General features: G+C 62.4%; 17 protein-coding genes. 8 read left to right on the plus strand and 9 right to left on the minus strand.

Annotation, left to right across the window (positions count from 1 at the left end; translation table 11 throughout):
* Positions 1–149: 149 nt before the first annotated feature.
* Entirely contained in the window at positions 150–2,012 is a 1,863-nt protein-coding gene (locus tag ACB034_RS10565) for a diguanylate cyclase (RefSeq protein WP_371172801.1), read from the minus strand.
* Between the two features lie 199 nt (positions 2,013–2,211).
* Here ACB034_RS10565 and ACB034_RS10570 point away from each other — a divergent pair, with 199 nt between their 5' ends.
* Positions 2,212–3,216, plus strand: coding sequence for a diguanylate cyclase domain-containing protein (locus tag ACB034_RS10570; protein ID WP_338611231.1), 1,005 nt, complete (start codon positions 2,212–2,214; stop codon positions 3,214–3,216).
* A gap of 12 nt (positions 3,217–3,228) precedes the next feature.
* Here the strand turns inward: ACB034_RS10570 and viaA are convergent, their stop codons facing one another.
* Positions 3,229–4,683 (minus strand): ATPase RavA stimulator ViaA, encoded by a 1,455-nt coding sequence (viaA, locus tag ACB034_RS10575; RefSeq protein ID WP_371144234.1) that lies wholly within the window; start codon positions 4,681–4,683, stop codon positions 3,229–3,231.
* A gap of 9 nt (positions 4,684–4,692) precedes the next feature.
* Entirely contained in the window at positions 4,693–6,306 is a 1,614-nt protein-coding gene (locus ACB034_RS10580) for an ATPase RavA domain-containing protein (RefSeq protein WP_371172802.1), read from the minus strand.
* A gap of 78 nt (positions 6,307–6,384) precedes the next feature.
* Between ACB034_RS10580 and ACB034_RS10585 the strand changes: the two genes are divergently transcribed.
* From ACB034_RS10585 to rimI, 3 genes are all read left to right on the plus strand, one after another.
* On the plus strand, positions 6,385–6,537 hold the full coding sequence (locus ACB034_RS10585) for a hypothetical protein (RefSeq protein ID WP_201979495.1): 153 nt from the start codon (positions 6,385–6,387) through the stop codon (positions 6,535–6,537).
* 8 nt (positions 6,538–6,545) lie between these two features.
* Positions 6,546–6,950 (plus strand): DNA polymerase III subunit psi, encoded by a 405-nt coding sequence (locus tag ACB034_RS10590; RefSeq protein WP_201979499.1) that lies wholly within the window; start codon positions 6,546–6,548, stop codon positions 6,948–6,950.
* Positions 6,951–7,080: 130 nt separating this feature from the next.
* The gene (gene rimI, locus ACB034_RS10595; RefSeq protein WP_026456903.1) at positions 7,081–7,530 is read left to right on the plus strand and encodes a ribosomal protein S18-alanine N-acetyltransferase; all 450 of its coding nucleotides are present in this window, start codon (positions 7,081–7,083) and stop codon (positions 7,528–7,530) included.
* Between the two features lie 29 nt (positions 7,531–7,559).
* On the opposite strand, the gene ACB034_RS10600 is transcribed toward rimI, so the two are convergent.
* Positions 7,560–8,102: a thioredoxin family protein gene (locus ACB034_RS10600; RefSeq protein WP_371172803.1), complete on the minus strand. Its 543-nt coding sequence runs from the start codon at positions 8,100–8,102 to the stop codon at positions 7,560–7,562.
* A 186-nt stretch (positions 8,103–8,288) separates the two neighbouring features.
* On the opposite strand from ACB034_RS10600, the gene ACB034_RS10605 reads away from it, so the two are divergent.
* Positions 8,289–10,079, plus strand: a complete 1,791-nt coding sequence (locus ACB034_RS10605; RefSeq protein ID WP_224210394.1) for a long-chain fatty acid--CoA ligase — start codon at positions 8,289–8,291, stop codon at positions 10,077–10,079.
* A gap of 154 nt (positions 10,080–10,233) precedes the next feature.
* Entirely contained in the window at positions 10,234–10,956 is a 723-nt protein-coding gene (locus ACB034_RS10610; RefSeq protein ID WP_371172804.1) for a lipopolysaccharide kinase InaA family protein, read from the plus strand.
* A gap of 45 nt (positions 10,957–11,001) precedes the next feature.
* Here the strand turns inward: ACB034_RS10610 and gshA are convergent, their stop codons facing one another.
* Genes gshA through ACB034_RS10630 form a run of 4 tightly spaced genes read right to left on the minus strand, consistent with a single transcriptional unit; the run spans position 11,002 to position 16,910 of the window.
* On the minus strand, positions 11,002–12,600 hold the full coding sequence (gene gshA / locus ACB034_RS10615) for a glutamate--cysteine ligase (protein WP_223379109.1): 1,599 nt from the start codon (positions 12,598–12,600) through the stop codon (positions 11,002–11,004).
* 59 nt (positions 12,601–12,659) lie between these two features.
* On the minus strand, positions 12,660–15,473 hold the full coding sequence (locus tag ACB034_RS10620; protein ID WP_371172805.1) for a M16 family metallopeptidase: 2,814 nt from the start codon (positions 15,471–15,473) through the stop codon (positions 12,660–12,662).
* 25 nt (positions 15,474–15,498) lie between these two features.
* A complete protein-coding gene (locus ACB034_RS10625) occupies positions 15,499–15,936 on the minus strand; it encodes a YqaA family protein (protein ID WP_042025822.1) in 438 nt (145 codons plus the stop codon).
* Entirely contained in the window at positions 15,933–16,910 is a 978-nt protein-coding gene (locus ACB034_RS10630; RefSeq protein WP_371172806.1) for an NADP-dependent oxidoreductase, read from the minus strand. The genes ACB034_RS10625 and ACB034_RS10630 overlap by 4 nt, the downstream gene beginning before the upstream one ends.
* A 56-nt stretch (positions 16,911–16,966) precedes the next feature.
* Here ACB034_RS10630 and ACB034_RS10635 point away from each other — a divergent pair, with 56 nt between their 5' ends.
* Positions 16,967–17,134, plus strand: a complete 168-nt coding sequence (locus tag ACB034_RS10635) for a hypothetical protein (RefSeq protein WP_167335326.1) — start codon at positions 16,967–16,969, stop codon at positions 17,132–17,134.
* 32 nt (positions 17,135–17,166) lie between these two features.
* Positions 17,167–17,568 carry a fosfomycin resistance glutathione transferase gene (gene fos, locus ACB034_RS10640; protein WP_026456571.1) on the plus strand — a complete coding sequence of 134 codons (402 nt, stop codon included), beginning with the start codon at positions 17,167–17,169 and terminating at the stop codon, positions 17,566–17,568.
* A gap of 7 nt (positions 17,569–17,575) precedes the next feature.
* Here the strand turns inward: fos and ACB034_RS10645 are convergent, their stop codons facing one another.
* Complete coding sequence (locus ACB034_RS10645) at positions 17,576–18,580, minus strand: Preprotein translocase subunit SecY (RefSeq protein WP_371172807.1); 1,005 nt, start codon at positions 18,578–18,580, stop codon at positions 17,576–17,578.
* Positions 18,581–18,583 lie beyond the last annotated feature (3 nt).

Here is an 18,583-nt window from a genome sequence, read left to right on the forward strand (position 1 = left end):
CAGGCCAGCCAGGTGGAAAAAGGGGGAAAGCGTTGCATTACATGGGTCGTCTCGCCTGAGTCAAAGCAAAATTGCGCGGCATTATACCCGCGCGAGCGAAAAATACCCAGCCTGGCATGGTGGATAAATCCGCAAGGTACACGTCAAGCCTATTGAGCCAGCACCACCCGGTTGCGCCCGGTCTGCTTGGCCTGGTACATGGCCTCGTCGGCCCGCCGGATCAGGGCACTCAGGGTATCATCGAGGGAGCCATACTGGGCGCAGCCTATGCTGACATGGACAAAACGCCCCTCCGGCATCCCGTCTATACACAGCCGGGAGACCCGCTGGCGGATCCGCTCTGCCACCTCGGCTGCCTCCTCGAGTCTGGTGTCGGGCAGCAGCACCAGAAACTCCTCGCCGCCGTTGCGTCCCACCTCGTCCTGCACCCGCAGCTGCTCACCGAGGCAACGAGCCACCGCCTTGAGTACCATGTCCCCCATGTGGTGGCCCAGGTGATCATTGACCTGCTTGAAGTGATCGATATCCAGCAACAAGACGCTCAGGGAAGGACCACCACTTTTTGCCTGATCGAAACAGGCCTGACCCCGCGCCATGATCTGGCGACGATTGTGGAGACCGGTCAGCTCGTCCGTCATGGCCAGCCGCCTCATCTTGCGGCTGCGGTTGAAGAGGTAGAGCACCAGCATGCCCATCACCACCAGCAGCAGAGCCACCACGGCGAATTGCCACTGGCGGCGCTCCTGCAGTTGCTTGAGCTTGGCTTCCTGTAACAGCTGTTTGGTCTTGAGGGTCTGGTTTTCCAGCTCCTTGCGGGCCAGATCGAACTCGAAGCGCATCTGCAAGGAGCGCTGCTCCCTGAGCACCAGCTCGGTGGCATGCCGGGTCTGCACATACTGCTTGAGGCTGGCCAGCGCATCGCCGACCCGACCCTGACGCTCGAAGATGCGCGAGCGCAGACCATAGACACGGATCAGAAAACGCTGGTTATGCTCCCTGGCGAAAACGGTCTCCGCCCGCGCCAGATAGTCGAGGGCCCTAGTTTGCTCTCCCGAGGCATCCAGCACCATGGCCATCACCAGTTGCCAGTGCGCCAGGGTCACGCTGTCGCTCCCCTCGCGATCGTGCAGCAGTACTTCGGCCTGTTTCAGCTTGGCTTTGGCCTCGCTCACCTTGTTCTGGTTGAGCAGCATGGTGGCCACCTCGATCTGGCTCCAGGCCAGCAGTCCCTCCTGACGCTGGAACTGATAGTAGCGCTCGGCCTCCTGCATCAGGGGCAGGGCCCGGTCGAACTCGTCCATTTCGGCGTAGAGCAGCGCCTGCTGGGCATGGATATCCACCAGCTGTTCCCGGGCCCCCAGCTGGCGATAGTCCTGCTCCAGTTCTTTGAAATAGTCGTCGGCTCGCTCATAGAGCCCCATGCGCCGATAGGAGTTGGCAATCAGGGTCAATACTTCCCGCCCCTTGCCCTCCATGCCCAGATCTTCATAGCGCTGGTACGCTTCGATAAGCTCCTTCAGCCCCTCGGCCAGCTTGCCCTGATAGGAGTAGAGTTCGCCACGATAGCTGAGGACATCGGCCTCTTGCATCCGATCCCCAAGCTCCCGCGCCAACCCCTGTGCCTGCCCAAAATCGGCCAGCGCCAGCTTCATGTTGCCGAGCATCTGCTGGTGAAAGCCGCGACAGACAAGCAGTCCGGTTTCGGTGAGCCGATCCTTGCGCGCCCTGGCGATGGCCAGCTCCTTGTCGGCAAAAGCCACCACGGCGCGATACTCGCTGTCCCGCTCGGCCGGCATTGCCCGACACTGCAACCGGGCAATCCGTCCCTGCACGTCGGGGGAATAGGCATCGCGATTGGCCGCCAGGGCGGCGACCCGCAATCGGTAGATGCGATCGGGCAGGCCCCCCTCTTCCAGCGCTTGCAACTCTTTGGATAATTGCGGCTCGCCAAGGGGGCCTCGTGCCGCCCATGCAGGAGAGCAAGCCAGACACGCCCACAGGATCAAGGTCATGCAACGCTTCATGCCGGATCAGGTTCCCCATTCGATAGCACTGATACTCTGATAACTCATCATATCGTTCCTTGTCCGACCTGGCAGCAAACCTTATGCCAAATCCGGTTTTTAGCCCTCCTCACAATGACGAAATCCGGCGCTTTACAGGAGCAGACCCAGCATCGACTATATGTTCTTTTTGCAGGGATGTGGCGGGATGACATACGAGGAGTTGCAGGCTGCCTATGCCAGGCTGCAGCTGGAAAACGAGCGGCTAAAGCGCATCGCCGACGATGCCCGCGAAAAACTGGACGCAGCCATGGATGGTACCGGCCTGTGCATCTGGCAAAACCACATCCCCACCGGCAAGCTCATCATCTTCAACCGCCGCTGGGGCGCCATGCTGGGATTTCAGCCCAAGGAGCTGTCTGCCCATTTCGACGTCTGGCGCGAGCACCTGCACCCGGAAGACAGGGAGCGGGTGCTGCAGGCCTTCTTCGACCATCTGAGCGGCAAGAGCCCCTTTTATCAGGTGATGCACCGGATGATCGCCAAGGATGGCAAGACCACCTGGGTGCTGGATCGGGGCCGCGTGGTGGAGCGGGATGAACAGGGCAACCCCATCCGGGTGATGGGCACTCACATCGACATCACCCACGAGAAGGAGTACGAGCAGCAGCTGGCCCGGCTCGCCCATCGGGATCCCCTCACCGGCCTGGCCAACCGCACCGCCTTGCAGCGCAAGTTCAACCAGGGTTTCAAATCCATCTGCTTCATCGATCTCGATGACTTCAAACAGGTCAATGACAATCTGGGCCACCGGGCCGGAGACGAGCTGCTGGTCGCCCTGACCCAGCGTCTCAGGCAGTGCTGCCCAGAGGAGAGCGAACTGGGGCGCATCGGCGGAGACGAGTTTGTGCTGCTGCTCCCCTGGGAGAGCGAGGATCCCCGCACCCACGAGCTGGCCCGACTCTGCATCGAGCTCATCTCGACCCCCTTCCCCCTCGCCAACGGCGACGGGAATGTGGGTCTGAGCATGGGAATTGCGGCCATCCGGCCCCAGGATGACTTCGGCGCCGCCCTGGCCCGGGCCGATCAGGCCATGTACCGGGTCAAACGCAGTGGCAAACGGGGCTTTCACATCTCCCGTCCGAGCGGTCAGCCACTGCTGGATCAGGAACAGGTCAACGAACGCGCCTTGAGCCACACCCCGGCTCACTGACGGCGGGATTCCTCAGTGCTGCTGCCAGCGGCGCAGCAGACGGCCACGCAGGCCGCAATCCAGCAACCAGCTGTTGTCGAATACCCGCAATAGCGCCGGCTTGGCGTGGCGAGACATGGCGACGGCGTGAAAGCGGGTCTCGCGATGACGATAGCGATTCATCTGATCGAGCAGGGGATGGGGCAGACTCTGGGCGATAAAGTCGGAAATCACCAGCACATCCGCCTTGGCAAAGGCAGGCTCGTCAAGCTTGATCAACGCCTTCTCGAGACAGGGCACCAGATCGGTACCGCCGTGAAAACTCATGGAGAGGAAGCGCTCCGCCTTGTCCAGCCCGGTGTCAGCGGTGATCTCGAGGGTCGCCACCTCGGTGGAGAAGAGCATCAGATAGCAGCCGCGCTTCTCGTCCATCGCCACCTTGAGCAGCGCCAGAAACAGCGCCTTGGCGCACTCCTCCGGATAACCGCCCATGGAGCCCGACGTATCGACGCAGACGATGAAGGGCCCCCGCTGCTGCAACTGGTGTCCCCCCTGTTCCGGGGTACGCAGCATAATGCGCTGGCGCGGCAGGGTGCCCCGTGACTGGTAGCTGAGCAGGCGCCGCTCCAGATAGCGGCGATAGAACTCCAGCTCCAGTTCCGGCAGCCCCAACATCACCGCCTCGCTCGGCAGCAGCCGCATCAGGTCGCTGGCCTGATGGATCCCCACCAGATCGTCGGGCACATCATCGCTGGGGGCAGGTTCGAGCTCCAGCATCTGCACCGGCGGCACCGGCTGCTCCTGCGCCTGCCGATCCCGTTCGCTGCGGCCAAGCTGGGCGGCTATCTCAGCCAGCAGGGGTTCCCGCTGCAACATGCGGGCATACTGCTTGACCAGCACCAGACTGCGCTTGTGCCAGCTGCCCTGGGCCAGATCCCACAAGCCACCGGCCGAGATCTGGTGGGGATCGAGGGCATCGGCCAGGGTGCGGCTCGCCAGCAGTTGATCCTCGATCTCCTGGCGCTGCTTCTCCCGCTCCGCCTCGGCGATCTGCTGCTGCAGTTGCAGCAAACTGCCCACCAGGCTGGCACGCCACTTCTCGACAAACAGCTGGCGCAGGCTCTCGGTCGGATGAGCCACCAGCTGGCGCACCAGGCTGCGGGCTTCGCCGGCGAACGGGCTGTACTGCTCGAGCGCCTCCAGCAGCGCCGGCAAGCGGCCGATAAGCTCAGTCATCGGTAGCTGGCGATGCGCCTGATAGAGCAGGTACTCCTGCTCCAGCGCCACCGGCACCGGCTTGTGGCGGATCTCCTCGCCAAGCTGTTCGCCCCAGCTCTGCAGGCGCTTTTTCAACAGCTTGCCCTGTAGCGGCGAGCGCTTGATGAACTCGGAGATCTTGGGAGAGGCCGCCAGCAGCAGCGCCACCTCCCCCGCCAGCTCCCCTTCCCCCATCAGGAGCCCCAGATCCAGCATGCCAATTTCCAGCATGGGAGCTCCTTAGTCGTCCAGCCTGGGCAACCGCTCGCGCCAGTGTGCCAGCTCGCCGGAGAGTTGCTCGAGATCCCGGTTTAGCACGAAGAAACTGTCCTCCACCTGCTGCAGCCAGCGCTGGCCGATGAAGAGGTGTTGCTGATGGCGCTCGAACAGGCTGCGCTGCTGCTTGAGCGACAGCACCACCTTGGCCACCTCGGCCTGCAACTCGTCCAGCTCCTGCAGCCAGGGTTCCAGCACCACCTCGGGGATGGCGTTGCGCTCCATCAGTACCAGCGGGATCTGCTGACGCTGGATATCCAGCACGTGAAGCCGCAGCTCGTCATCCAGCACCAGCTCAAAATGGCCTTCTTTCGGGTTGCCATACTGATAGCCCGCCAGAGCTTCACCGGTCGGGTGCCAGTGGGAAAGCAGAGTACGATCGAACACCAGAGTCTCGGTCAGACGCTCGGGATCGCCGCCATCCAGCGGCGCCGGGGTGAGCAGGTGAAAGTGCACCGCCTTGCCGAAGGCCCTGGCGTTGGCCAGAGGGATCTCGATCCCCCGCGCGCGACGGCCAAACCACTGCTTGCGCTGACGCGCCTTGCAGCAGAGACGCTGGGCGACCCGCTGCTTGAGCTGCTTGAACCTGTCCCGCAGGGCCAGCAGCTGACGGGTCATGGCCAGCTGCTGATAGCCGTAGAGGCGGGAAAACTCGGTCATCATCTCCAGCAGGGCGGTGCGGGACTCCTCGTCGTGCCACAGGCAATCCTTGAACAGCAGCAGATCGAGGGGTGCCACCTCGTCGCGGCCGTTGAAGAAGGCGCTCGCCTTGATCAGCCGCACAGCCTTCTTCCAGCGCCGATCCGACACGTAGCAGCGATGGGCCAGCTGGCTGTCGAGCTGCTGGCGCAGCTGATAGATGAGCTCGAAACAGGCTTCCGGCAGGCGCACCTGCTCGATCTGGCTCTGCCACTGCAGGTACTCCTCCCCCTGGATCTGCAAGGCGGCCGGCAAGTTTTGATGGGCGTGACCGTCACTGGCCAGCATCGCCTGAAAGTTGGCCTTCTCCTGCACCCTGTCCATCCAGATCCGCACCAACATGCGGTCGTAGAGGGCCTCCAGCCCGCTGTCGGGGGCCGGCAGCTCGTTGGAGGCGGTCACCAGCAGCCGCATCGGGATGGGGTACTGACCATCGCCGTTGCGAAACTGCCGCTCGTTGATGGCGGTGAGCAGGGTGTTGAGGATGGCGGGGCCCGCCTTCCAGATCTCGTCGAGGAACACCACCTCGGCCTCCGGCAGGTAGCCATTGGTCAGGCGCAGGTACTTGCCATCCTCCTTCAGGGCCTGGATGGAGAGAGGACCGAACACCTCCTCCGGCGTGCTGAATCGGGTCATCAGGTATTCAAAGTGGCGGGCCTCGTGAAAGGCCAGCTTGAGCCGGCGGGCGATCAGGCTCTTGGCGATGCCGGGGGGTCCCAGCAGAAACACGCTCTCGCCGCTGAGAGCAGCCAGCAGACCGAGCCGCAGGGCATCCTGGCGTTCATAGAGCCCCTCGCCGAGCGCGGTCAGCAGACGGGGTAAACGTTCATGGATGGGCATGGACCGCACGGCGGCGTGGGCTTGAGCTGAAAGCGACATAGAGACAATTCCGAAGCTGAGATAATGATGGCGCCAAGGGGTGATATCCGTTTGTTCGCCCTTGGATTTTGTCTTGTTATGATGTTTATTCTGGCCCTGGTTGCTGCAAAATACCCCGTTCTGGCAGGAAAAAACCGCACGGGCCAAGGCTGTACGCTGCAAAGGGTGCAGCAAAACCCGTTCGAGTGTACCCTGCCCGGCACGATTTTCCCCAACGCAGATCAAGAGTGAGTCACCCCATGCAAGATCCCGTACGTCAGAGCATGTTGGCCCGCATGGGCATTCAAGGTTGGCAGTTGCGCCGCCCGGCCTTGCTGGGTGGCGCCCCTGAACCTACCGAGCCGCAGCCCGCCAGCGGCGAACAGACCCAAGAGGCTGTCATGCCAGACGGCAAGCTCTGGCTGCTGGCCCCGCAGCTGCCCGCTCAGCCTCTGCTGGCCGATATCTGCCAGCTGCTCGGCATTACGCCGGAAGAGGTGTCACTGCTTGGGGAGATGCCCGCCGGCGAGCCGCCCCTGCTCTGGTTGACCGAGGGCGATCCCCGCTGGCCCGACGCCCTGATCTGCCCGCTCGCACCCAACGGGACGCAGAAGCGGGCGCTGTGGCAACAGCTGCGTCAACGACTGGCCGCGACGGCGGCATAAGAGGGCAGCTTGTCGCAAGCCGGCCCAGTGATGCCGCTCTTTTTACCTGATTTTACAAAAGCGGCACGCCACCTGGTTCGGCGGGTGCCAGTGCGGCTTGTCGCCATTTTTCCCTAGTTTCGGAGTTTCCATGGCTGAGTTTCGTCCCCTGCTCGAGAGCGATTTCGAGCTTGTCTATCCCATTGAGCAGGCCGCCCATAAGGAGCCCTGGAGTCAGGCCAACCTGCTCTCCTGCTTTGGCCCCCGTTATCTCAACGGTCTGATGCTGGTGGATGGCCGCCCGGCCGGTTTCTACATCTCGGATCTGGTGGCCGGCGACAGCTCGCTGATGAACATCTGCGTGCACCCGGATTTTCAGGGCAAGGGGCTGGGCCGGGCGCTGCTGAAGGAGTATCTGGCTCGCAGCAAGGCGAAGGGGGCCGAGGCCTGGTTTCTCGAGGTGCGCGCCAGCAATCTGGCCGCCATCGGCCTCTACGAGAGCGCCGGCTTTGCGGAATATTGCCGCCGGGCCGACTACTACGGCACCGGCAGCGAGCGGGAAGATGCGATCCTGATGTCGCGCCTGTTCGACTTCGGCTGACATCAGGGCTTTTGTGCCCTGCCCCGACATCACTCCAGCGGGGCATTGTCCAGGGCGGGATCCTGCAGCGCCAGGGTGGTCTCGAGCACGGCTTCGAAGGCTGCCGCCGAGAGCGGCATATAGAAGCCCCGCTGCCAGGTCTTGCCCGGCATCCAGATCTGGTTGATATCCACCACCAGCTTGATGGGCTTCAAGGGTTCACCCGGTCGCTGTACGTAGATGCCGGGCGGCGTCGCCACCCTGGGGAAGCGGCGCAGGATCTGCTCGCTGCCATCCCCGCTCCCCGGATTGAGCCTCACCTTCACCAGTCGCGAAAGGGGGCCCACCATCTCGTCGCTCTGCCAGAAGCGCTGATCCAGCGCCTTGCAGCGGCGACACTTCGGGGTTTCCAGTACATAGAGCAGCGGCTGGCCGGATGACAGCGCCTGACGCTGCGCGCTCTGATAGCCCTCATCCCCCTGATACCAGGCGCTGGCGGCCTTGTCCGCCTCACTGCCCGAGAAGAACCAGGCGACGCCCCCCGCCACCATGAGCACCCCGGCGGCCAATCCCCCTTTAAGCCATAAATTCATATTGTTACCTCCCCTGTACACACTTTTTTTATATCGGCTGCCCTGTGCAGAGATAGAGCTATTTGCACTCTTTGTGATCCAGAACAAACAGCGAACACTTGTAAGCTGTAATGGTCGAGTTTAAACTCTAGCCCGATTTTTAGTGCCCTCGCGGGCGTACAACTGTAATTAAAGGATGTTTGATTGATGCCGAAGCTTCATCTGGTTCGACTGATGCGTGAGCGCATTGCCCAGCTTGGCAACAAGGCCGCCCTGCGGGTTCAGCAGGATGGTCAATGGCGTGCCATCGGCTGGCGCACCCTGGGCCAGGCCATGGACTACTGCGCCCAGGCGCTGATCCGCGCCGGCCACCAGCCCACCGAAATGGTCGGCATCTATGCCCGCAACATGCCGGAGTGGACCCAGGCCGATCTCGGCATCCTCGCCGCCCGCGGCGTCAGCGTCCCCATCTATCCCACCAGTACGCTCGATCAGCTGCGCTACATAGTACGCGATGCCAACATCGGCCTGCTGTTCGTCGGTGAGCAGCCCCAGTTTGATCAGGCGCTGACCCTGCTGCAGGCCGGCGAGATCCGCCAGATCGTCGCCCTCGATGGCACAGTCGATCTGCGTGGCTGCCCGCAGGCCAGCCACTTCCAGACCTTCCTGGTCTCCGGCAACCATCAGGCCAGCGAACAGGCGCTGCGGGAGCGCGAAAGCCAGTACCGGATGGACGACCTGCTGACCCTGATCTACACCTCCGGCACCACGGGCGAGCCCAAGGGGGTCATGCTCGATTTTGCTAACATCGCCGCCTGTTTCGAGATGCACAACAGCCGCCTCGATCTGAACGAGCAGGATGTGTCGCTCTGCATGCTGCCGCTCAGCCACGTGTTCGAGCGAGCCTGGACCTATTACGTGCTCTATTGCGGTGCCGAAAACGTCTACATCCGCGACCCGCAGAAGGTGATGGATGTCATCGGCGAGGTGAAGCCGACCGTGATGTGCGCCGTGCCGCGCCTCTACGAGAAGGCCTACGCCATGATCCAGGCCAAAGTCGCCCAGGCGCCGCGCCTGCGCCGCGCCCTGTTTGGCTGGGCTACCCGGGTCGGCAAGCAGATGGTTGCCACCCGTCAGCAGGGCAAGTCCGCTTCCCCCTGGCTCTACGCCCAGCTGGCCTTGGCCGAACGCCTGGTATTTCGCAAGCTGCGCGCCCGCTTCGGCGGTCGTACCCGCTTCCTGCCGGTAGCCGGCGCCCGCCTGGCCGATGACGTGAACCTCTTCTTCCAGGCTATGGGGCTCAACCTCAAGTACGGCTACGGCATGACCGAAACCACCGCCACTGTCTGCTGCTACGAGGATAGCCAATTCAAGCTGGGCTCCATCGGCACCGCCCTGAACGGCATCGAAGTGAAGCTTGGCGAGAGCAACGAGCTGCTGGTGCGCTCCCCGACCGTGATGCGCGGCTACTACAACAAACCCGAGGCCACTGCCGAGGTGATGACCGAGGATGGCTTCCTGCGCACCGGCGATGCCGGCGAGCTCGACGGCGAGGGCAACATCTACTTCACCGAACGGCTGAAGGAGCTGATGAAGACCTCCAACGGCAAGTACGTGGCCCCCCAGCTGGTAGAAGGGACCCTCGGCAAAGATCGCTTCATCGAGCAGATCGCCATCGTCGCCGATGCCCGCCACTTCGTCTCGGCGCTGATCGTGCCCTGCTTCGAGTCGCTGGAGGAGTACGCCCGCTCCATCAACCTGCAGTACCAGTGCAAGACCGAGCTGCTGCGCCACTCCAAGGTGGTGACCTTCTTCGAGGAGCGGATCCACGAGCTGCAAAAAGAGCTGGCCAAGTTCGAGCAGGTGAAGAAGTTCACCCTGCTGCCGAGCGCCTTCTCCATGGAGCTGGGGGAGCTGACCCCGACCATGAAACTGCGGCGCAAGATCATCGAGGCCAAGTATCAGGACGAGATCGAGGCGATGTACAACCACGTCTGATCCCGCCGCTTCGCACCAACAAAGAGCCGCCCCTCCCCGGGGCGGCTTTTTTGTTGTTCATTCAGCTCCGGTCAGCAACAGGGTCGCACACTGGTACAGATAATCATCATCCCCTCGGGGATGGTACCTATCGTCCCGATCAACGCCCAATCCCATGACGCTGACCACACTCGACTTGCACGGCAAGAAACACTATTACCTGCTGCTCCATGACCAGCTCGAACTGGATCACTGGTCACTGCTGCAGACCGAGCAGACCCGCCGTCTGGAGCGCATCGCCAGCAGCCAGTTCTGGCTCCATCCCGCCAGCAACAGCCTGTGCAAGATAGTGCCAGACAAGTACCCGCGCTGGACCCTCGGCTGGTGGTGCCGGGATCAGCTCAGCAAGCGATTGATCGGTCATATCGACGCCCTGCGCGAGTGGCAGAGCAATCGCCGCCTGCGCAAGGCCGGGCTCCAGGTTGTCCCCTGCAAGGCCGCCGGTATCGCCCTCAATCCGCTCAACCCCCACGCCTCTTTCCTGGCGGTGCACTACCTGGCGGAGCACAGCTCCGGCGAGCACTACTTCAAACAGGCAGACGAGAGCGATCGCCTGGCCCTGTTGCACCGGCTCGCCAAGGATATCTATCACCTGGCAAAGCACGGCTACTATCACCGGGATCTTCATCTGGGCAACCTGATGCTCTCCCCTTCCGGCAACATCGTCTGGATCGATACCCATGTGCGCCGCCTGCCCAGCAATCTGGAGCGGCTGCGCCAGACAGTGATTTCCTCTCTCGAGCCCGGCAAGCTGTTCGGGCAGTTCTACCGGGATTATCTGCTGACCCAGCTGCGCCGTCTGGCTGGCCTGCCTCAGCCAGAATCCATGAAGCCTTAACCCATAAAAAAGCCGCTCATCGAGCGGCTTCTGGTGTGCCTGATATCAGGCGGCAGTCGTGCTGGCTCCGAAGTAGTCGGCCAGGAAGTCATCAAACGACTGGCTGTCGCTACGCTCCCGTTCCCGCTGCTTGATCAGGGAGTCCTTCGCCTCGCCGGCGAAATAGGCCTCATCCCAGTATTGCAGCTCGGCCGCCAGCAGCTGCTCCCGGTAACGGGTCGCCAGCTTGTCGCCAAAACAGCCGTTGTCCTCGCCGCTTGCCAGCAGATCCCTGAGGATGCGGGCCGAGTAGGTCAGCTCGGGGTCGAGCAGCTTTTCGCGGTGTTCGGCCAGCGTCTTGCGGTAATGGTGGCGGCCGCAGCAGCGATCCAGCAGCTCGGCCACCTGGGCCAGCTCGTCAAACAGCTTGAGACCGAACTCCTTGAGACCGATGGGGTTGCCCTGCTCGTCCTCCAGCATCAAACCGGGGCGACGCCCCTCCAGCACCACCTTGTTCTGGTTGCGGCGATTGCGGGCGATCTCCTCCTCGCCGAGCACGGGAGACGGGCGCAACAGGCACCAGACCAGGAAGAGGTCGAAGAAGCGGATCTGATCGGCCTCGATCCCCAGCGGAGTGAAGGGGTTGACGTCCACGGTGCGCAGCTCGATGTACTCGATGCCGCGCTGCTCCAGCGCGTCGGACGGCTTCTCGCCGCTGCGCGGGGTGCGCTTGGGACGGATCGGGGCATACAGCTCGTTCTCCAGCTGCAGCACGTTGTCGTTGAGTTGGCGGTACTCGCCGTCCACCTTGACCCCGATCTTGGCAAAGTCCGGATCATGGGTGTTGATGGCTCGGCGCAGGCTGCTCACATAGGCGGGCAGGCTGTCGTGGCTGATCTTGAGCCCGGCCTGGGCGCTGTTGGTATAGCCGAGATCGGAGAGGCGCAGTGCGGTGGCGTAGGGCAGGTAGAGGGTGCCCTTGCCGGTCTTCTGGAACGGCAGCGCGCTCTTGCGCCCCTTGAGGAAGGATTCGCAGATGGCCGGGGATGCCCCAAACAGATAGGGTACCAGCCAGCCGAAACGGTAGACGTTGCGAATAAGCCCCATGTACTTGTCGGAGATGAAGCGCTGGCTGCAACAACCGGCGCACTCCAGCTCCTGCCACTCGCACCAGAAGCTGTCCGGCATGGAGAAGTTGAAGTGGACCCCGGCGATCACCTGCATCAGGCTGCCGTAACGGTTCTTGAGCCCCTGACGGTAGAGGGTCTTCATCCGCCCGATATTGGAGCTGCCATACTGGGCCAGCCGGATGCTCTCCTCGCCACCCACGAAGCAGGGCATGGAGAGAGGCCAAATCCGCTCGTCACCCAGGTGCTGCATCACATGGTGATGAATATCGCCGAGCTGCTCCATCAGGCTGTCGATGGAGTCGGTGGCCGGGGTGATGAACTCCAGCAGGCTCTCGGAGTAGTCGGTGGTGATATTGGGGTGGGTCAGGGCCGACCCCAGCGCCCGCGGATGATCACTCTGGGCGAGCCGGCCTTCCGGCGTGATGCGTAAACATTCACGCTCGAGCCCGCGCCGGATCCCCTTGAGGGCAGTCAGGCGTTCCGGCGCTCCCAGCGCCCCCAGCAACTCGGTGAGCGACAAGCTTGTTGTAGTCATATTCTCGGCTCATGTGAGGCCGCCCCGTCCAGGGCGGCTCTATTGATATGAAGTGCCAGTTACGGCAACTGCAGCGGATAGATGGGAAGATGAAGCTCCTTCAGGGGTTTTTCAAGCTTTTGCTTGTCTCCCACTACCACGATCACCATGTCGGCCGGGTCGAGCCAGCGGGCCGCACTGGCCTTGAGCGTCTCGGGCGACACCGTCTTGATCAGCTTGCTCTGGGCCTGCACATAGTCCGGCTTCAGGTCATACATGATCATCTGCAACAGGAAACCCGCCTTCTGGCCGAGGGTCTCGTAGGAGAGGGCATCCTGCTGGGAGACGGCGCTGCGCATGTAGGCGAGTTCGACCGGTGTCGGCCCGCTCGCCCGGTAGTTGTCCATCTCCTTGAGGAACTGACGGATGGCATCCACGGTCGCATCGCTGCGCACATTGGCGCCTGTGGCGAAGGTGCCCACCTCGCGGTTGGCGGAGAAGCCGGAGCTGGCACCATAGGTGTAACCCTTGTCTTCCCGCAGGTTGAGGTTGATGCGGCTGTTGAAGTTGCCACCCAGGTTGAAGTTCATCAGGTTGGCGGTGAAGTAGTCACCCGTGGTGTCGAACGGCAAGGCACGACGGCCGATGCGGATCACCGACTGGGGCGCCCCCGGCTTGTCCACCAGATAGATGCCGGGCTTGGCCTGCTCGCCCTTGAGCTTGAGACTGCCCAGAGTCGGGGCTGTCCCCTTCCATTCGGTCAGGAAGCCGAGTTGCTCCTCGATCTGCTGGCGACCCACATCACCGGCCACTACCACCTTGGCATTGGTCGGGTTGTAGTAGGTCTGGTAGAAGCGCTTCACGTCCGCCAGGGTCAGCTTGGCCACGTCGCCGATCACACCGTCGGTGGGCTGGCCGAGGCGGTTCTCCTTGCCGTAGACCAGTTCGCGGAACGCCTGGCCCGCCAGCCATTCTGGCTGCTGCTCGCTCTGCTGCATCCCCTGCAGCAGCTGCGCCTTGACCCGCTCGAAGTCAGCCTCGCGCATGCCGGGGCGCTCGTACACCTCGCGCACCAGCGCCATGGTCTGGGGCAACTTGTCCGCCAGCGAACTGATGGTGATCAGAGTGTTGTACTGGGCACTGGAGACATTGATGCTGGAGCCAAGCTTTTGCAACTCGTCGCTGAGCTGGGCTTCGGTCAGGCGTACCGACCCCTGCCCCATCATGGCGGCGGTCAGATTGGCCAGTCCGAGCTGCCCCTGCTCTTCGGCGCGAATGCCGCCCGGCAGGGCGATCATGATGGAGACGGCGGGGATCTCGTCGCTCTCGGTGCCGATGATCTCGATGTTCTTGTCCAGCTTGCCGCGCCAGATGGCCGGCACCTTGACGCTCACCGCATCCGCCGCCTTGGGCTGGACGCTGCGATCGAAGCTGTCTTTCACCGGCCGCTCGGCCAGCGCCTTGTCATGCTTGCTGTAATCCGGCAGCTCGCGCTTGGTGGGGGTGAAGTTGGGGGTGGCCGCCTGCCAATCCGTCTTGCCCTTGGGCACTACGCTCAGCACCACCGCAGGTTTGTTCGCGATGAATTTGTCGTAGGCCGCCTTGACTTGCTCGGGCGTCACCTTGCCGATGGCATCCAGGGTCTTGAAGACATAGTTGGGATCCTGGGCGAAGACCTGGCCCATGGCGAGCTGGCTCACCTTGCCGGAGACGCTGTCCAGCCCCCAGATGGCGGAGGCGCGGTACTTGTTGATCGCCTTCTCCAGATCGTCGGACTTGAGGCCGCGCTCGGCAAACTCGCCGATCACCTTGTCCACCTCCCCCTTGAGGGTCTTGAGGCTGCCATCCACCGCCGGGTTGGGATAGGCGTAGACGGTCAGGGTACAGGCCAGCTCTTCGCAGTAGTGGGAGGCTCCCGCATCGACCGCCTTGCCGGTTTTCACCAATGACTGGTAGAGCATGGAGCTGGCAGAGCCGCCGAGCACGTCGGCGAACATGTCGAGCGCCGGCTCCTGGGGATCGCCAAGAGCAATCGTCGGGTAGCTGATGTAGAGCAGCGGCAGGTGAACCTTGTCCTCGAGCGTCACATAGCGGGTCTTGGGCAGGGTCACCGGCTTGGGGGTTGGCTCCGCCACCTCGGGGCCACGCGGGATGGGGCCGAAGTACTTCTCAATCCAGGCGAGCGCCTGCTTGGTATCAAAGTCGCCCCCCAGGGTCAGGGTGGCGTTGTTCGGACCATACCAGCGCAGGAAGAACTGCTTGAGGTCGTTCACGTCGACCCGGTCGAGATCCTCCACATAGCCGATGGGCTGCCAGGAGTAGGGATGGGTGCGCGGATAGAGTGCCTCACCTACCTTCTCCCCCACCAGACCATAGGGCTGGTTGTCGACGCGCTGGGCACGCTCGTTCTTGACGGTGGCGCGCTGGATCTCGAACTTCTTCTGGCTCACCGCATCAAGCAGGAAGCCCATGCGATCCGCCTCCAGCCAGAGCACCTTCTCCAGCTGGTTGGCCGGCACTGTCTCGTAGTAGTTGGTGCGATCCCGGTTGGTGGTGCCGTTCATGTCGCCACCGGCCTCGTTGATGATCCGCATATGCTCCTGATCACCGACGTTTTTCGAGCCCTGGAACATCATGTGTTCGAAGAAGTGGGCGAAGCCGGACTTGCCGACCGTCTCTCGCGACGAGCCCACGTGGTAGGTGACGTCGAGGTGCACCAGGGGATCGGATTTGTCGGGAGCCAGGATCACGGTCAGGCCGTTGTCGAGCTTGTACATCTGGTAGGGGATGGCGAGCTTGCCCTCCTCCTTGACCTGTTCCGACACCAGGGTGGGCGCTGCCAGCACCGGCAGAGTGAAGCCCAGCAGCATGCTTAATGGAATGAGTTTGTTCACGGTTACCTCGTGAGTGACAAAAGGGCTAGAAGATCTGCCTGGCCAGCAGAAAAATCAGGGTATAACGCAGCAACTTGCCGAGCCCGATGAGAACGAGAGAGCGCCAGAAAGAGAGACGCAGCCAGCCAGCCAACAGACAGAGTCCATCACCGACCACAGGCGTCCAGGCCAACAGCAGGCACCAGTGGCCATGTTGTTTGAGCCAACCCAGGGCTTTTTGTTCCCCACGGCCTTGAAAATCTTCCGGTTTTTTCTTGAAGGTGGCGAGCCAGCCGAGCCACCAGGTGGTCATGGAGCCCAGGGTATTGCCGAGTGTCGCCCACCCGAGCAGGCTGGCCATGCTCCACTGCCCCTTGGCTGCCATGGCCCCCAGCAGCACTTCCGAGCCACCTGGCAGCAAAGTCGCCGAGGTGAAGGCGCTCAAAAAGAGCCACCCCAGCCCCATCTCCATCAGATCGTTCATGCAGGGTAGTCGTCGGCGGCGGGCATGCACAGTACCAGCTTGCCGCGCACGTGTCCGCCCTCGATGGTTCTGTGGGCCAGCGCCCCCTCGGCCAGGGGGAACTCACCGGCGACAGTGATCTTCACCTCGCCCTGGCGCAGTAACAACAGCATCTGGGCCAGCTGTTTCTGGTCGGGATGGACCAGCATGCCGAGTACCTCGACTCCGGCCTCGGCCCCCGCATCCTTGATCTGCTGGGCCGTGATGGTCGGCACCGTCACCAGAAGCCCGCCCGGCTTGACGCAGGCCAGGGCCGCCTTGCCGCTCTCGCCCCCCACCAGATCCAGCACCAGATCGACCTGGCCGCCCGCGGCCACTATTTGTTCGGCCCAGTCGGCATCGTGATAATCCACCAGCGTATTGGCACCCAAACCGTGCAGGAAGCTGTGATTGTCGCCGCTGGCCGTGGCGACCACCTCGGCGCCATAAGCGGCGGCAAACTGCACCGCCAGATGGCCCACACCGCCTGCACCGGCCAGGATCAGCACTCGCTGCCCCGCCTTGAGAGCGCCGTGCTCGAACAATCCCTGCCAGGCGGTGAGCCCTGCCAGCGGTAGTGCAGCCCCCTGTTTGAGGCTGACGCCATTGAGCCTGACCAGCTCCCCTTCACCAGCCACCACGGATTCTGCATAGGCCCCCGCCTGCAGCGGAAAGCCCACCATGCCGCACACCCGATCCCCTTCGACCAGCGAACTGACACCAGGGCCGACCTTCTCGACCACGCCGGCAACGTCATAGCCCGGCGTCCAGGGCAGCTTGTCCTTGTTCTGGGCCGCCGCCCAGCCGAGGCCGGCGCGTGTCTTGGCATCGATGGGGTTGACCCCCGCAAAGCAGATGCGCACCCGCACTTCCCCTTCTGCCGGCACCTTGTCGAGAGAAGGGTTGAGCCTGAGTACCGAGGGGTCACCGAATGCGGTAATCTGTAGTTGCGTCATTGCACAATCCATCCTGTTGATTGATCAAGGGTCAACAGAATAACAGCGAGGACACCATGGCTCGAATGTTTCTTATTCCCCTGTTGCTGGCGCTGGGCTGGTGGGCGTTTCTGCTCTACTTTCGCATCCCCCTCAAGCAGGGGGCCAAGGGGTTTTACTGGATCATCGGTCTGGGTGGCGGGCTGGCAGCATTTCTTGCCCTGATGATGGTGCTGACGCACTAGGGGCAAGAACGAACAAGGGAGCTGGAGGAATAATGCTGACTGGTCTGAACCATCTGACCCTGACAACAGGGGATCTCGACAAGAGCCTTGCCTTCTATGTCGAAATCCTGGGTTTCAAACCGCGTGTCCGCTGGACAAGAGGTGCCTATTTAACACTGGGCGAACTGTGGCTCTGCCTTTCCTGCGACCACCCGCACCCGGCAAGGGACTACACCCATGTGGCCTTCAGCATCACCTCTGAACACTTTTCGGCGTTTTGTGCCCGCCTACGCCAGACGGGCACTGATGAATGGAAAACCAATCGCAGCGAAGGTGAATCCTTCTACTTGAAAGACCCTGACGGCCATCAACTTGAAATCCACGTTGGCAACCTTGAGAGCCGACTTTCCTCTCTCAGGGAGAGCCCCTATGAGGGATTGGTCTGGTACGACTGAACAGGATTCAGCTGTTTTCAGTACGCAGATGATAGTGGCGATTGCTCCCCTGCCCCAGCACCCCTTGTGACAAGAGGTGATGGAATACCCTGTCCACCTCCTCCAGCGACAATGACAGCGCCTGGGCCACCGAGCGCTTGCTGCACTTGAGCTCTCCGCTCTCCAGGGCACCACGTACCCGCTCCACTACGGCCGGAGCCGGCTCGGGCTGAGCCACCACCTCGGGCTGGACAGGCACCGGCACTTGCACAGCCTGCTGGGCCTCCCAGCGCTCCTGATCCTGCTGGCGCTGCCACTGGCGGCGGAAGCGGTTTTCCTCGCCAATCAGACTGACAAAGAAAGCACCGAATACATCCAGCAGGATGGAGAGGAAGCAAACCAGCAGGAATTGCACCTGGCTGATGCTCATCCCCATACCATCTGCCAGGCTGCTCATCAGGCCCAGCATGGAGGACTGCTCATTGACTGGCTTGGCGTCGCGCTGCTGGCGCAATTCGTCCTGTTGCAGGCGCAGGCGAGTGTTGTCACGCTGCAGTGCGGTCACGCCGCTGGAGATGCGCGCCAGCTCGATGTATTTGCGGGCCGCCTCCTCGTTGAGCTTGATCTGCCGCTCTATGCTGGCAATCTGCTCGTCAAAACGGGCGATAACCCGTTCATGGTGGGCCTGCTGGTTGAGGATGGTGTTGGTGGCGCTGTTGATGCCGCCGATACTGCCACCGATGGAGATGGCAGCCAGCACGCTGTAGAACAACAGTGACCAGAGGGCGCCGCCGAGATCCCGGCGCGCCTTGCGCTCACCATACTCATACCAGACATAGAACTTGCCCAGTTCGAAGATGATCGCCAGGCCGCCAAACAGCCACTTCATCAGCGGGTTGTCATCAATGGAGAGAAACAGCAGCAGGGAGAAGACGATGGAAGCCAGAATGGCCAGCCCGGTAAAACTGTATACCGTGGTCAGTGCGAACCATCCCTTGGGGTAGCGTTGGGCAGAAGAAAGCTGTGTTGTCATGAT

Origin of the sequence: Aeromonas sp. S18(2024) (genome assembly GCF_041402525.1) — a bacterium.
GTDB classification, from domain to species: Bacteria; Pseudomonadota; Gammaproteobacteria; order Enterobacterales; family Aeromonadaceae; genus Aeromonas; species Aeromonas enteropelogenes.

Excerpts from the sequence above, each read along its gene's own strand:
- ACB034_RS10590 (WP_201979499.1), top strand. The coding sequence starts at position 6,546 with ATGCAAGATCCCGTACGTCAGAGCATGTTGGCCCGCATGGGCATTCAA.
- ACB034_RS10645 (WP_371172807.1), bottom strand. The coding sequence starts at position 18,580 with ATGACAACACAGCTTTCTTCTGCCCAACGCTACCCCAAGGGATGGTTC.
- ACB034_RS10625 (WP_042025822.1), bottom strand. The coding sequence starts at position 15,936 with ATGAACGATCTGATGGAGATGGGGCTGGGGTGGCTCTTTTTGAGCGCC.
- ACB034_RS10580 (WP_371172802.1), bottom strand. The coding sequence starts at position 6,306 with ATGTCGCTTTCAGCTCAAGCCCACGCCGCCGTGCGGTCCATGCCCATC.
- fos (WP_026456571.1), top strand. The coding sequence starts at position 17,167 with ATGCTGACTGGTCTGAACCATCTGACCCTGACAACAGGGGATCTCGAC.
- ACB034_RS10630 (WP_371172806.1), bottom strand. The coding sequence starts at position 16,910 with ATGACGCAACTACAGATTACCGCATTCGGTGACCCCTCGGTACTCAGG.
- gshA (WP_223379109.1), bottom strand. The coding sequence starts at position 12,600 with ATGACTACAACAAGCTTGTCGCTCACCGAGTTGCTGGGGGCGCTGGGA.
- ACB034_RS10570 (WP_338611231.1), top strand. The coding sequence starts at position 2,212 with ATGACATACGAGGAGTTGCAGGCTGCCTATGCCAGGCTGCAGCTGGAA.
- ACB034_RS10585 (WP_201979495.1), top strand. The coding sequence starts at position 6,385 with ATGATGTTTATTCTGGCCCTGGTTGCTGCAAAATACCCCGTTCTGGCA.
- viaA (WP_371144234.1), bottom strand. The coding sequence starts at position 4,683 with ATGCTGGAAATTGGCATGCTGGATCTGGGGCTCCTGATGGGGGAAGGG.
- ACB034_RS10635 (WP_167335326.1), top strand. The coding sequence starts at position 16,967 with ATGGCTCGAATGTTTCTTATTCCCCTGTTGCTGGCGCTGGGCTGGTGG.
- ACB034_RS10610 (WP_371172804.1), top strand. The coding sequence starts at position 10,234 with ATGACGCTGACCACACTCGACTTGCACGGCAAGAAACACTATTACCTG.
- ACB034_RS10565 (WP_371172801.1), bottom strand. The coding sequence starts at position 2,012 with ATGACCTTGATCCTGTGGGCGTGTCTGGCTTGCTCTCCTGCATGGGCG.
- rimI (WP_026456903.1), top strand. The coding sequence starts at position 7,081 with ATGGCTGAGTTTCGTCCCCTGCTCGAGAGCGATTTCGAGCTTGTCTAT.
- ACB034_RS10600 (WP_371172803.1), bottom strand. The coding sequence starts at position 8,102 with ATGAATTTATGGCTTAAAGGGGGATTGGCCGCCGGGGTGCTCATGGTG.
- ACB034_RS10605 (WP_224210394.1), top strand. The coding sequence starts at position 8,289 with ATGCCGAAGCTTCATCTGGTTCGACTGATGCGTGAGCGCATTGCCCAG.